Below are 13,568 nucleotides of genomic sequence, written 5' to 3'. Positions count from 1 at the left end.
CACCCCGGATCGGGCCCCGGTCGCGGCGATGTGAGCTGGGACTCTGCCCACCGACGGAGTCGTCCCTGTTCAGGCCGCGTTGAGGCCGCTGCGCAGCGCGCGCAGCGCATAGTGGGTCCGGGACTTCACCGTGCCGATCGGCAACCCCAACCGGCCCGCCATCTCCTCCGGCGACCGGCCGACCAGGTAGACCTCGGAGAGCAGGCTGCGCTGCGCCGGGCTCAGTCGCCCGAGCGCGTGCCGCATGGCGTACGACGCCAGGGCGCTGCCGGTCGTGTCGTCACCAGCGGGAATCCAGGCCATGTCGACGAGGTGGACCTCGGCCGGGCGGCCCCGTCGCAGGCGGGCGCCGTCGATGACGAGCCGCCGGGCGACGGTGAACAGCCACCGGCGGGCGGCCTCGGGCTCGGCCGGTACCGAGTCGAGGTGCCGCCAGGCCCGCAGCATCGTCTCCTGGAGCAGATCCTCGGCGGTCTGCCGTTGGCCGTGCGTCAACAGGAGCAGGAGACGCAGCACGGCACGGGCATGCTCCGCGTGCAGTGTGGTCATGCGCTCGGCCCGGCCGGCCGGCGGTTCATCGGATGCCCGGAGCACTGTCTACCCCCACAGGCAGGAACAACGGCGAGTCGAGGCCCGAGCCTAGGGACGTGCGATGCGGTTGGACTGACGCGTGAGTGCGAATCGAGTGCCGTCGCCGATCGCAATCGGTCACGAACGTGACGTGACCGCCGCGAGCAGGCCCGCCAACCGTCGGCCGGTGCGGGTCTGGGCGTACGGGATCAGGGCCAGCGCCTCCCGCCACGCCCGTACCGCGGCGTCCTGCTGGCCGGCGGCGGCGAGGGCGTCGCCGAGCAGCGCCAACACCTCGGCGGCCGGCGCCGGCGCCGAGGCATCCTGGTAGGCGAGCGCCGCCTCGCGCCAGCAGTCGACCGCCATGCCGAGCTCGTGCCGGGCGTGGTGCGCCCGGCCGCGCACCTCCCACGCCTCGGCGATGCCCAGCCCGTACCGCGCTCCGCGCGAGAGCGCCATCGCCTGCTCCGCGCAGCGCATGGCCTCTTCCGCCCGGCCCAGCTCGGCGTTGCTCGCGCCCATGACCGCCAGTGAGTCGGCGAGCAGCTTGTCGTCGCCGACCGTCCGGGCCGGCCCCAGCGCCGCGGAAACCGCCCTTACGACCTCTTCGTGTCGCCCCTGCGCGCCCAGGATCATCGCCCGGTTGATGTTGGCCCGGACCAGCTCGCCGAGCAGACCGAGCCGGCTGAGCAGTTCGACCGCCTGGTCGAGATGCCCGAGCGCGGTCTCGTGTTCGTGCCGGAAGTAGGCCGCCCCGGCCAGGCTCCGGTGCATCCGGGCCTGCCCGACCAGGTCGCCGCCGGCCCGGGCGGCGTCGAGAGCCATCTCGCCGGTCGTCGTCCAGTCGACCCAGCGGCCGCTGAGGTCGAAGAACTGCTGCATGCCGAGGGCGAGCTGCCACGCCTCGGTGTGCCGGCCCTGCCGGGCGGCCCGGCCGACCAGCGCGGTCAGGACCCGCCGTTCGGCGGCGAACCAGCGCATGGCCTCGCCCTGATCGGCGAAGCGCAGCGGGGTCTCGCCCGGCCCCGGCTCGATCATCGGGTGGTACTCGGAGGTCAGCAGCCGCCGATGCGCCTGGTAGCTGGTGGCCCGATAGAACTGCAGGCAGCGCAACTCCGCGGCGGCGCGCTCGGCCGGGCTGTCGTGCTCCTCGCCGAGCTCTGCGGCGTAGGCCAGCAGCAGGTCGTGGCTGCGGTAGCGGCCCGGCCGGTCCTCGCTGATCAGGTGCGCGCGGCTCAGCTCGCCGATCAGCGCCCGACCGGTGCGCAGCGAGACGCCGGCCAGACCCGCCGCCCCGGCGACCGAGATGTCGGGGCCGGGATGGATCGGCAGTAGCCGGAAGAGGCGCGCGGCCGGGTCGGAGAGCGCCTGGTAGGACCACGAGAAGACGGCCCGCAGCCCGGTCTGCGGGTCGTCGCCGTCGAAACCGTCCAGGCTTGCGGGCGCTTCGGCCAACTCGGCGGCGATCTGCGCGGGTGCTGTTCGCGGCCGGGCCGCCGCGCGGGCGGCCACCACGGCCAGCGCGAGCGGTAGCCGCCCGCAGCGAGCGATGATGGCGTCGATCGCGGCCGGGTCCGCAGCGAGGCGGACGTCGCCGAGCGGGCGCAGGAGCGCCGCGCGGGCCTCGTCGAGGCTCGGCAGACCGACCGGCAACGGGTGCGCGCCCGCCGTGGTCAGCAGCGTGCTGAGCCGGCTGCGGCTCGTGACGATCACCAGACAGCCTGGGCTGCCCGGCAGCAGGTGCCGGATCTGCTCGGCGTCCCGGCAGTTGTCCAGCACAATCAGCAGGCGCCGGCCGGCCAGGCTGCTGCGGTACAGGCCCGCCTGCGCGTGCAACTCGGCGGGAATCCCGTCCTGCGGCACCCCGAGCGAGCCGAGGAAGCCGCGCAGCGCCTCGGTCGGGCTCATCGCCGGCTCTCGCCCGTCGTATCCGCGCAGGTCGACGTAGAGCTGCCCGTCCGGGTAGGCGCCGGCGAACTCGTGCGCGAGGTGAACGGCGAGGGCGGTCTTGCCGATCCCGGGCATCCCGTCGATCGCGAGCACCGGTGGTCCGCCCGGGCGGGTCACCAACGCGCGGGCCTCGGCGACGAGGTCGTCGCGGCCGGTGAAGAAGGGCAGGTCCGGCGGCAGCTGCGCGGGCCGGGGGAGCGGCGCCGGCGACACGGGACGCGCTGACGGGGTGCGCTGGTGCAGCAGCCGGTCGTACGCCTCCCGCAGCTCCTCGCCCGGATCGATGCCCAGCTCGTCGGCGAGCCTGCGGCGCAGCACCCGGTACGTCTCGACGGCCTCCGCCTGGCGGCCGTCGGCGGCCAGCGCCAGCAGCAGCCGGCTCTGTAGCGACTCGTCGAGCGGGTGCAGCTCCGCAGCCTGCCGCAACGGCCCCAGTACGGCACTCATCCGGCCGCAGCGCTCGGCGGCGTCGGCGGCCTCGCGCACGGCCTGGGCGCGTTCGGCTTCGACGGCGAGGAACGCGGGGTGCAGGCGGGAGGCGGGTTCCAGCCCCGCGGCGCACCGGCCGCGCCACAACCGCAGCCCGTCGAGGGAGTGCCGCAGCGCCGACTCCGGATCGCCGTCTTGCAGACGCCTCCTGGCGAGCCTGCTCAGCGACCGGAACTTCAGCAGGTCCAGCGACTCCTCGTCGACGCGTAACCGGTAGCCGGAGAGCTCCCGGGGGATGTACCGCCCCGCCGACCGAGTGGGCAGGTCCGGCTCGAGCAGCCGGCGGAGCACCCCGACGTGCCGGTGCACGACGTTCGCGGCGCTGGCCGGGGCGTCATCGTCCCAGAGCAGGTCGACCAGCTCCGTCAGGGAGACGGGGGAACCTGCTCTGGCCAGCAGGAACGCGAGTACGAGGCGCTGCTGGCGGGCACCCAGACGCAGTTCGGTGCCCGCGCGGACCACTCTGATCGAGCCGAGCACCGAGAAGCCGATCGTCTCGTCCGACTCCGCCCGCACACGGGAAACGGTAACCGGCCGATCCGTATCGACGCCTGCGGCCACTGGACCAGGGCGAACGCCGAAGGTCCTGCTCGTACCCCGGCACGAGCAGGACCTCCGGCCGATCCGGCTGATGGCGTCAGTGTGCGAGTGCCGCGGCCGGGACGTCGTGGTCGCCGCCCTCGCCGGCCTGGGCCCCCGAACCGCCTTCCCGCCTGGCGTTGACGAACACGACGACGATCGCGGCCGCGGCCAGCATCACGCCGACGGTCCACCACATCGCGGTGACGTAACCGTGCACCGCCGCCTCGTTCGCCAGTTGCGCCGTCGGTCGGCCGTTGAGGTGCGTGGCCAGCCAGGCGGTGGTCGAGCTGGCGGCGACGGTGTTCAGCAGTGCGGTACCGATGGAGCCGCCGATCTGTTGCGAGGTGTTCACCATCGCGGAGGCGATACCCGCGTCGCGCGGCTGCACACCGTGTGCGGCCAGGTGCATGGCGGTGATGAACCCCACGCCGAGACCCACGCCGAGCAGGGCCATGCCGGGCAGGATCAGCAGCGGGTACGAGCTGTCGACCTTGAGCTGGGTCAGCAGCAGCATGCCGAGCGCCCCGGCCAGGAAACCCGGTGCCATCAGCAGGCGCGGCGCGACCCGGTGCAGCAGGCGCGGTCCGATCTGTGCGGAACCGATGACCAGGCCGATCACCATGGGCAGGAACGCCACACCGGTGAGGACCGGCGACCAGCCCTTGACCACCTGCAGGTAGTAGGTGATGAACAGGAGCAGACCGAACATGCCGATCACGGCGATACCCAGCCCGAGGAAGGCGCCACCCCGGTTGCGCTCGGTGAGTACGCGCAAGGGCAGCAGTGGCGCCTTGACGACGGACTCCACGACCGCGAACGCGGCCAGCAGCACCACCGCGGCGGCGAACGAGCCCAGCGTCCAGGCGGCCGTCCAGCCGTCGGACTCGGCCCGGGTGAACCCGTAGACCAGGCTCACCAGGCCCAGGCTGGCCAGCAGTGCGCCCGGGATGTCGAGCCGGTTGGTGTTGCGCGCGTGCGCCGCGTCCCGGATCACCACTACGGCGCCCACTCCGGCCACCAGCGTGATCGGCACGTTCACGTACAGGCACCACCGCCAGTCCAGGTACTGGGTGAGCACCCCGCCGAGGATGAGACCGAGCGCCCCGCCACCACCGGCGACGGCACTGAAGACGCCGAACGCCTTGGCACGCTCGCGCACCTCGGTGAAGGTGACGGTCACCAGGGAGAGCGCGGCCGGGGCGAGCAGGGCGGCGAAGAAGCCCTGCAGTGCCCGGGCGCCGAGCAGCATGCCGGTGTTGACCGCGAAGCCACCGACCGCCGAGGCGACAGCGAATCCGACCAGGCCGATCAGGAAGGTGCGCTTGCGGCCGGCGATGTCGGCGATCCTGCCGCCGAGCAGCAGCAGGCCCCCGAAGGCCAGGGTGTAGGCGGTGATGACCCACTGCCGGGTGCCGTCGGAGAAGCCGAGGTCGTGCTGCGCGGCGGGCAGCGCGATGTTCACGATGGTGGAGTCGAGCACCACCATGAGTTGGGCGAGCGAGATGAAGAGCAGCGCTGTCCAGCGCTTTGGATTGGCTGCGACTTCTGCAGACACGGATAATCCCCCGTAGTACGCAATGTATTGATAAATCGACAACACGGCGGGCATGAACTCGTCCGCGTGGTCACGTGAATGGCAGCTGTGCAGGGCCGGGCTGTCGTGGCGGTGGCGGAGCCGGCCGGCCCCGGTGCGGCTCACCGGGGCCGGCGCTGGTCCTGGTGACAGGTGTCGCCGCGGGCGGTGCTACGCCACGTTCGGCGTGGCGCGACCGCCCTGCTGCGGAACCCGGGTCGGGGCGAACATCTCCTGGATCCAGTTCGGGTACGCCGTGGGCAACGCGCTGACCGCGTCGAGCTCGGCCAGATCCTGCTCGGTCAGGGTCAGCTCGGTGGCGGCCATGTTGTCCACGAGCTGCTCCGCCTTGCGGGCACCGACGATGACGCTGGTGACGGCGCGCTGGGCCAGCAGCCAGGCGAGCGACACCCGGGCCGGGCTCACCCCGTGCCGGGCGGCGACGGCCCGGACGACGTCGAGCACGTCGTGACCACGCTCCCGGTCGATCGGCGGGAACTCGTAGCCCGCGGCGTGGCGCGAGCCGGCGTCGGTGACGCCGTCCCGGGTGACCTTGCCGGAGAGGAAGCCGCCGGCCAGCGGGCTCCACACGGTCAGGCCGACGCCCTGCGCCTCGGCCATCGGCACCAGCTCCCGCTCGATGTCCCGCCCCAGCAGCGAGTAGTAGACCTGCGCCGAGACGAACCCGGCCTGGTTGTGCTTCGCGGAGATGCCCAGGGCCTGGCTGATCTGCCAGGCGGCGAGGTTGGCGCAGCCGATGTAGCGGACCTTGCCCTGGCGGACCGCGTCGTCGAGCGCGCTCAGCGTCTCCTCGATCGGGGTCAGGTGGTCGAACTGGTGGATCTGGTACAGATCGATGTAGTCCGTACGCAGTCGGCGCAGACTGTGCTCCAGCGCCCGCATCACGTGCAGCCGGGACAGCCCGTTGTGGTTGGGCCCCGCCCCGGTCGGCGAGTACAGCTTGGTCGCCAGGACGACATCCTGCCGACGTTGCTTCAGGGACTGGCCGAGCAGTTCCTCGGACTCCCCGTCGCTGTAGAAGTCGGCAGTGTCGATGAAGTTGATTCCCGCGTCGAGCGCTGTGCCGACCAGGCGATCGACATCCTCCTGACCCAGGGCACCCAAACTGCCCCAGACCGGATGGGTCTCGCCCCCGAACGTCATCGTGCCCAGGGAAATCTCGGAGACCCACACTCCGGTACGCCCAAGAAGGCGGTATTTCATCGTCTGCTCCTCGTTGATCGTCCAGCCCGGCGACCGGCGGGCAACCGCAGCGTCCAATCCGGGTCGGTGTCATCGGACATGGTGTCGAGACAGGGTGTCCGATGAAAGGCTACACCGACTCGCCGCGGGGCGACCACGGCCGAGTCGGTGCGCTGTCGAGCCGGCGGTGAGGTGGCCGCCGCCCCGGCGATACCCGTGCCGGAACGAACGCCTGAATGCGAATTTCATCCCATTTGCCGACGGCTCCGGCCGGGACTTTCGCTCCTGATCAGCACCAAAGTCGCTTTTTGATCCGTACCGGCGATCGTGCGAACGGCCCGTCCGCAGTGACGCAGCAGACGCGCGAGCGCGCCGACGGGCAGGCCGACGCCCGGGAGCGTCGGCCTCAGCGGCGAAGGAGCGTCTCCCGCTCCATGTGCGAAAGCTTCTCGGGATTGCGTACGGCGTAGAGCCCGGTGATGAGGCCGTCTTCGACGCGCAGTGCCACGACGGTGTCGGTCTCGCCGTCGAGCCGGAGGATCAGCGCCGGGTAGCCGTTGACCTGTGCCGGCCGCAGCTCCGCCCGGCCGGCGATCCTGCCCTGCCCGGCAGTCAGCACGCGGGCCACCTTGTCGGCCCCCAGGATCGGCCGCAGTACGGCCTGTTTGACTCCGCCACCGTCGCCGAGGAGGACGACGTCCGGCGCGAGAATGTCGACCAGGCTCTGCAGATCGCCGGTTTCGACCGCCCGCTGGAACGCATCGAGCGCGTCCCGGGTCTCGGCCACGGAGACCACGCCGCGCGGCCGGCGTGCCGCGACGTGCGCCCGCGCCCGGTGCGCGATCTGGCGGACTGCCGCCGGGCTCTTGTCGACCGCTCCCGCGATCTCGTCGTACTCCAGATCGAACACCTCGCGCAGTACGAACACCGCGCGCTCGGTCGGTGTGAGCGTCTCCAGCACCAGCAGCATCGCCATCGACACGCTCTCGGCCAACTCGATGTCCTCCGCCACGTCGGGCGCGGTCAGCAGCGGCTCGGGCAACCAGGAGCCGACGTAGGACTCCCTTCGGCGGCGGAGCGTACGCAGCCGTACGAGCGCCTGGCGGGTGGTGACCCGGACCAGGTACGCGCGCTGATCCCGTACGGCGTCGAGGTCCACCTCCACCCACCGCAGCCAGGTCTCCTGCAGCACGTCCTCCGCGTCCGCGGCCGAGCCGAGCATCTCGTAGGCGACGGTGAACAGCAGGTTGCGATGGGCGAGGAACGCCTCGGTGGCGGCGTCCGGACGGTCGTCGCTGCTGCTGCCACGATCGTCGAATGCGGTCTGCGGCGTGCCGGCCATGGGTGGCTCCTGTTCGCTCTCGACGGGGTCACCCACCAGATGCCGGAACCCGCCGCTCTGTGACACGGCGACGGTAACCAGCTGCCTGGATGTGGCGCGCGTCACCTGCTGTCACAGGGGCCGGTTTTTCGGCATCTCGTGTTCGTCCAGCCCCACACCACGAGTGAGGACGAAGCGATGAACACCCGATTCAACATGTTCGACAACGAGATCGGCGTCAGGTTCGCCAAGCGGTTCGCCAACGCCGGTCTCGCCATCCATCAGTCGCCGCTGCCGAAGTCCACTCAGGAGCTGGTCTCGCTGCGCGCGAGCCAGATCAACGGCTGCGGCTGGTGCATCGACATGCACACCAAGGAGGCCGCCGCTGCCGGTGAGACCTCGGTCCGGCTCAACCTGGTCGCCGCGTGGCGCGAGTCGACCGTGTTCACCGAGGCCGAGCAGGCCGCGCTGGCGCTCGCCGAAGAGGGCACCCGGCTCGCCGACGCCCACCCGGGCGTGTCGGACGAGACCTGGGCGCAGGTACGCAAGCACTACGACGACGACCAGGTCGCCGCGCTGGTCTGCCTGGTCGCCCTGATCAACGCGGCCAACCGGCTCGCCGTGATCGTGCACCAGCAGGGCGGCTCCTACGAGCCCGGCATGTTCGGCCGCTGGTCGGACTGACCGCCAAACGGTTCCCGCCCGGCCCGGGATTCTTCGATCCGGGCCGGGCGGGAGGCCGGCTTGATCGCGGATTGCCTCGGCCGTTACGGACCGCGCCCCGGCCGGCATGATCTCAAATTTGCCGATACGCTGGGCCGACGACTGCGAGGTTTCGAAGGCGGGGGCCAGCAGATGAGAGACGAGCAGGATCCGACACCGCTGCGCTACGACCAGACGGGTCTGCGCGGAAGGCTGGCCCGGGTCCTCGTCGAGGAACCTACCGACGAGATCGATTGGCCCGCCGACCTGCCGGCGGGAATCGAGACCGTTGTCATCCTCGACGACGGGCCGAATCCACATCACACCCTGCGGGTGCATCCACCAGGCGATCCCACCCGGGTAGCGTTGGTGGTGTTCGATCAGTTGGCGCTCTGCGAGGATCTCCCGGAGGCATGAGGACGATGGATCCGCGGCGCATCGAGCTGAACCGGCGGCACAGCCGTGAGATGGGTCTGCTCTTCTCGGCGTTCCTCGACGCCCACCCGGATGTCGAGTCCGAAGTCGACGGAGTCCAGATGACGCCGGCCCAGGAGGCGGCGTGGACCGCCTTCAGCGCTGACCTTCTCGGCCGCCATCAGGCCGAGCGATCCGCGCTCGCGGACGTGCTCGAAGCCGAGCAGCGGCGGCGCGGCAGCCCGTGACCGCACCCGGTATCGGACAATCCACGCCCATCGACCGACGCTACTTGCCGCGGAGCGCTGTGTCCGTATGCTCTCAAGCGTGACCGCGCCATCCCCCGGCACCGCCAACCAGGTTCCCCCGAACGGCCCACGCTCCAGCGTGATCCTCGTGATCGGTGGTGATGGCCCGCCCCCTGTCCGCCCGGCCTGGTTGCTGATCGGGCCGGCGCTCACCACGCTGTTGGGTGTCTACCTGCTCGCCGTCCCGTTCGGGCTGGTGGGAAGGGTGATGCAGCGGGACGTGCACCTTTCCGACTCGGTGGTCCCCGGACACCTCGTCGCGTACCTGGTGCCGGCGCTACTGGCGGTTCCGGTCGGCGTCCTGGTCGGCCGGCGCTGGCCGTCCGGCATCGCGTTGGCCGCGGCCGTCCTGCTGATTCTCGGAACGCTGCTGACCTCGCTGGCCCCGGGCGGCGGTCTGCTGCTGTTCGGCCGCGTGCTGACCGGGATCGGGGCCGGTCTGGCCTGGGGCGTCACGGCGGCGCTGATCGCGCAGATGAGGTTACCGCGCGTCTGGGTGGCACCACTCGTCGCCGGCGCGGTGGTGCTGACGGTGGGCTTCTCGTCCGCAGCGGCCGGGGAGTTCCTGACGCGGGGAATGACCTGGCGGATGCCCTTCCTGCTGGCCGTGCCGCTCGAGGTGGTGGCGGTGCTGGCCACCGCCGTGACCGGGATCGTCGCCCTGACCCGGCGCCCGTCCGGGCCGGCGCAGCCCCCCGCCGCGCCGTTGCCCTGACCGAACGGGTGGCGTGCGGCGACAGCCGCCGTGCGCAGCGAGTGCCTCGACCGACAGGGAGCCGCCCAGCGCCGACGGTTTCGGCGTCGACTACGAGGTTCATGACCTCGGTGTACTGGCGTCTGGCGTCGTCGGCCTCAGCGAGGAGGCCCTGGCGATCCGCCGCGACGACCTGCCCCGGTTTCTGGGCGACTGGTATCCGTACGAGCTGACACTGATCGACGTGGCGGGCAGGTTGACCGCCAAGCGTCTGGACGAGATCGTCCTCGCCATCGGAACGGCCACGCGCGATGAGCCGGTCCTGCCCGCTCTTGGCGGCTCGCGTCTGTTCTTCTCCGGGCACGACGACTGTTACGTCGTTGTCGAGTCGACGGACCGGTCGTTGCCCGCGATGATCATGGGCCGCCTCTTGGCCTTGCTGGTCGGCTCGGCACTGGTTGACGCCTCGCCGGTGGAAGTGTCGGAGCCCGGCGTAGAGGCCCTGGAGAGCTTGTTGGAGCAGAGCCGGCACTGGATCGGCATGCTCGGCATCACGTCGCGGGAGTCGGTGGCCGTTGATCTGTGTGCGACGCCGGAACCGTGGCGGCTTGGTCAGCCGATCCCGGCGCGCGTCGATCGCAGCGCGGCCTACGACGTCGCATCCGGGGTGTGGCGGCTGAGCGGTCTGCCAGCTCGTGAATGAACCACCTCAGTGTGTGACCGGCCGATCGCACCCCGCCGGCGGCGGGCAAGCCGTCCGGATCATCCGAGCCGCGATACCTGGTAGTGGTTGATGAGCCAGCGATCGCCGATCCGGCGCACGATCACGCCCAGGTTGACGGACAGCGTCGGCCGCTCGGGAAAGGCGAAGTCCACACTCAGGTAGCCGAGGACGACATCGTCAGCGAGTCGCCGGGTCTCGCGGACCTCGTACGCGGCGGTCATACCGACCGTCGCGGCCTCGTAGTACGCGGCAACGCCGGCCGGGCCGACGCTGTACGGGCGCAGGCCTTGGAAGATCGCGTCGTCGGCGAAGTTCGACGCGACACGATCAGGGTCGTGGGCGTTGACGGCGGACCGCCACTGGTCCATGACATTTCGAACGATCTCGGCATCGGTGCTGGTCATGAAGGTCTCCTCTGCGGGCGCGGTGCCGGCAGTCAGGGCGAGGCTCGGGCTCGTCGGACTTCGCTCGACGCTGCCTCTCCAACGAGTTGCCCCGCAGGGACCACGCCCGACGCCGGCGCCGGCATCTGACCAACCGGGCCAACCTGCCGCACCTGCCTGAACCACCCCGGCGTGCTACCAGGCGGTGGCGCCGCCCTCGGCCGGGAAGTTGGAACCGGTCAGGAAGGACGCCCGGTCGGAGGCGAGGAACGCCGCCAGTTCGACGACCTCCTCGGGTTGGGCGAAGCGCTTGAGGATCGTCTTGCGGGTGATCGCGTCCCGGGCCGCCTGGTCGTCGCCGAGGTCGCGGTCACTGGCCGGCGTCAGCACCGGCCCGGGGCTGATCGCCACCGCGCGGATCCCCACGGGCGCGCCCTCCAGCGCGAGTTGCCGCGTCATGCCGATGACGCCGGCGTTCGCCGCGCAGTGCCCGATCATCGGGGGGAACTCTCCGGCGATCATGCCGGCCATGGACGCCACGTTGATGATGACGCCACCGCCGCGGCGCACCAGGTGCGGCCACGCGAACTTCGACACGAAGAAGGGGATGTCGAGTTCGCCGGCTATGGTCGCCCGCCAGTCCGCCACGGAGAAGTCGGGCATCGGGCCGAAGCGTTGCGAGGCCGCGTTGTTGTAGACCACGTCGAACCCGGCGTAGGCGGCCCCGGCGTCCTCGACGAACTGGCGTGCCTGCTCCGGGTCGGTGAGATCGACCGGCGCGATACCCGTCATCTCACCGCCGGCGCTGCGGACGAGTTCGACCGTCTCGTCGTTGCCGGCGGGGTAGATGTCGCACCCGACCACGGTCGCGCCTTTCCCGCGCGAAGACCAGCGCCGCGGTGCGGCCCATCCCGCCGCCGGTGCCGGTGATCAGCACCACCTTCCCGTCGAGCGTTCCCATGGCGCTCCTCGTACCTCCCGGTCGGGACGGGCCGATCGGGCGATCGTCCGACGTCCCGTACCTGCGGCACCGGCGCCGCGGCGCGGGGCAGCCTCCTCCGCTCGGCCGGCGATGGCACCTGACCAGGTCCGGCTCTGCTACCTGGGACGGTACGTGGTGCTGGGGGCGGTGGCCGCGGAACCAGGGGAAAGGCTTACGACGGCTCGCTGCCCGGCCGGTTCAGCGGCCGGGCCGTGGTCGGGCGCCCGAGCCGATGGGGTGGAATCACCGGCCCGGACCGGCTGGCGCTCTCGTTCCTTGCCTGGCGAGGAGTGGCCGGTGTCAGACCGTTACCGGTGCGCGTCGGCGAGGACGCGGGCGATCCGCCGGTGCTCGTCGTGCCGAAGCGTGGTGGCGATCCGGACGTGCGACCGCCCGTCGCCGTGCACACTGAACGGCGCGCCCGAGGCGATGCCGATTCCGTCGGCGGCCAGCGACCGGATCGCGGTCGCGGCGTCGCGCACGGGCACCCAGACGGAGAGCCCGGCGACCCCGGTGGGCGTCAGACCATGCTCCCGCAGCGCCTGGACCATCTGCTGGCGGCGGTGGTGGTAGGTGGCCCCGGCCCGGCGAATCGTCTCCCGGGTCCGCGGGTCGGTGAGCATCTGTGCCAGCGCGCGCTGGGTCAGCACCGACGGCCAGCCACCGGTGGCCTTCTGCCGTGCCCGTACCCGCGAGACGACCCGCCCGATCCCGGCCAGGGCCCCGACCCGCAGGTGGGGGCCGTGCGACTTGTTCCAGCTGCGGACGAGAAGGGTCTGCTCGGGCAGGAACTCACCGAGCGACACGTCGGGGGTCGGGGCGAGTTCGTGCACGATGTCCTGTTCCACGATGACGATGTCGTGACCGGCGAGCAGCGGCGTCAGCGCCCGGGCTCGGCGGCGCGACAGCGCGTGGCCGTACGGGCTGGCCATCCGGGTCTGCAACAGCAGCATCCCGGGCCGGGTGGCCAGGGCTGCTTTGAGCGCCTCCGGCAGTGGGCCCTCGTCGTCGCAGCGCACCGGTACCGCCTGGGCCCGGTGGTCCTCCACGATGTCGAGCAGCGAGGCGGCGGCGAACTCCTCGACGAGCACCCGGTCGTGGGGCTGCAGGACGACACCGGCGACCCGGTGGACGGCGTCCTGGGCGCCGCTGGTGACGGTGAAGTCCTCGGCCTCGAAGGGCCACGTCGCGTGCAGCACGGCCGCCAGGTGGACGTCCACCGTGTCGTCCGGGTACGTCCGCCAGTGCGCACCGGCGACGGCCACAGCCATCGGGCCGGACAGGTCGGGCAGCAGGGCCGGGTCGGGATAGGCCGTCGAGAGGTCGAGCCGGACCGGTGGTGAGGGTGGCAGGCTGGCGAACCGCCGGCCCGCCAGCGCTCCGGGGCCGCGTACGAAGCTGCCGCGCCGCCGATCGGAGTGGATCAGCCCGCGCTGACGCAGCTGGGCCCAGGCGGAGGCGATGGTCGTGGGGCCGACGTGCAGGGCGGCGGCGAGCGCGCGCACGGTGGGCAGGCGCAGGCCCTGGGCGATCTCCCCGGAGTGGATGAGGTCACCGAGGCGGTCGGCGATCCCGCGGGCGGATCTGTCGGTGAACATCAATGCGAGTGTGCTGGCGTGCAGACGTTGTGGTCGCCGCGTGGGAACCTCCCTGGTGACTCCGTCGAGCGTTTC

General features: G+C 71.6%; 13 protein-coding genes. 5 read left to right on the top strand and 8 right to left on the bottom strand.

What is annotated here, in order from left to right:
- Window positions 1-69 precede the first annotated feature (69 nt).
- The 5 genes from BXA10_RS09400 to BXA10_RS09380 all read right to left on the bottom strand — a co-directional run bounded on the left by BXA10_RS09400 (window position 70) and on the right by BXA10_RS09380 (window position 7,709).
- Window positions 70-549, bottom strand: a complete 480-nt coding sequence (locus tag BXA10_RS09400) for a sigma-70 family RNA polymerase sigma factor (protein ID WP_076469808.1) — start codon at window positions 547-549, stop codon at window positions 70-72.
- A gap of 159 nt (window positions 550-708) precedes the next feature.
- A complete protein-coding gene (locus BXA10_RS09395; RefSeq protein WP_139337936.1) occupies window positions 709-3,525 on the bottom strand; it encodes an AfsR/SARP family transcriptional regulator in 2,817 nt (938 codons plus the stop codon).
- 121 nt (window positions 3,526-3,646) lie between these two features.
- Window positions 3,647-5,146, bottom strand: coding sequence for an MFS transporter (locus BXA10_RS09390; protein WP_076469803.1), 1,500 nt, complete (start codon window positions 5,144-5,146; stop codon window positions 3,647-3,649).
- Window positions 5,147-5,335: 189 nt separating this feature from the next.
- Complete coding sequence (locus tag BXA10_RS09385) at window positions 5,336-6,388, bottom strand: aldo/keto reductase (RefSeq protein ID WP_076469967.1); 1,053 nt, start codon at window positions 6,386-6,388, stop codon at window positions 5,336-5,338.
- Window positions 6,389-6,773: 385 nt separating this feature from the next.
- Entirely contained in the window at window positions 6,774-7,709 is a 936-nt protein-coding gene (locus BXA10_RS09380; protein ID WP_076469801.1) for an RNA polymerase sigma-70 factor, read from the bottom strand.
- A 177-nt stretch (window positions 7,710-7,886) separates the two neighbouring features.
- Here BXA10_RS09380 and BXA10_RS09375 point away from each other — a divergent pair, with 177 nt between their 5' ends.
- From BXA10_RS09375 to BXA10_RS09355, 5 genes are all read left to right on the top strand, one after another.
- Complete coding sequence (locus BXA10_RS09375) at window positions 7,887-8,372, top strand: carboxymuconolactone decarboxylase family protein (RefSeq protein WP_076469799.1); 486 nt, start codon at window positions 7,887-7,889, stop codon at window positions 8,370-8,372.
- Between the two features lie 60 nt (window positions 8,373-8,432).
- Window positions 8,433-8,807, top strand: coding sequence for a DUF7161 family protein (locus BXA10_RS09370; protein WP_139337935.1), 375 nt, complete (start codon window positions 8,433-8,435; stop codon window positions 8,805-8,807).
- Entirely contained in the window at window positions 8,804-9,052 is a 249-nt protein-coding gene (locus BXA10_RS09365; RefSeq protein WP_139337934.1) for a hypothetical protein, read from the top strand. The genes BXA10_RS09370 and BXA10_RS09365 overlap by 4 nt, the downstream gene beginning before the upstream one ends.
- Before the next feature lie 79 nt (window positions 9,053-9,131).
- Complete coding sequence (locus tag BXA10_RS09360; protein ID WP_084752452.1) at window positions 9,132-9,827, top strand: MFS transporter; 696 nt, start codon at window positions 9,132-9,134, stop codon at window positions 9,825-9,827.
- Window positions 9,828-9,840: 13 nt separating this feature from the next.
- Complete coding sequence (locus tag BXA10_RS09355; RefSeq protein WP_076469793.1) at window positions 9,841-10,509, top strand: hypothetical protein; 669 nt, start codon at window positions 9,841-9,843, stop codon at window positions 10,507-10,509.
- Between the two features lie 59 nt (window positions 10,510-10,568).
- On the opposite strand, the gene BXA10_RS09350 is transcribed toward BXA10_RS09355, so the two are convergent.
- From BXA10_RS09350 to BXA10_RS09340, 3 genes are all read right to left on the bottom strand, one after another.
- Window positions 10,569-10,934: a YybH family protein gene (locus BXA10_RS09350; protein WP_076469791.1), complete on the bottom strand. Its 366-nt coding sequence runs from the start codon at window positions 10,932-10,934 to the stop codon at window positions 10,569-10,571.
- Between the two features lie 174 nt (window positions 10,935-11,108).
- Window positions 11,109-11,777 carry an SDR family NAD(P)-dependent oxidoreductase gene (locus BXA10_RS09345; protein WP_217696744.1) on the bottom strand — a complete coding sequence of 223 codons (669 nt, stop codon included), beginning with the start codon at window positions 11,775-11,777 and terminating at the stop codon, window positions 11,109-11,111.
- Window positions 11,778-12,203: 426 nt separating this feature from the next.
- Entirely contained in the window at window positions 12,204-13,493 is a 1,290-nt protein-coding gene (locus BXA10_RS09340) for an aminotransferase-like domain-containing protein (protein ID WP_076469789.1), read from the bottom strand.
- Window positions 13,494-13,568: the final 75 nt, after the last annotated feature.

Source organism: Micromonospora avicenniae (assembly GCF_900156065.1).
Classification (GTDB): Bacteria; Actinomycetota; Actinomycetes; order Mycobacteriales; family Micromonosporaceae; genus Micromonospora; species Micromonospora avicenniae.
The sequence above is the reverse complement of the archived record's forward strand: the minus strand, read 5'-3'. Positions and strand labels throughout refer to the sequence as shown.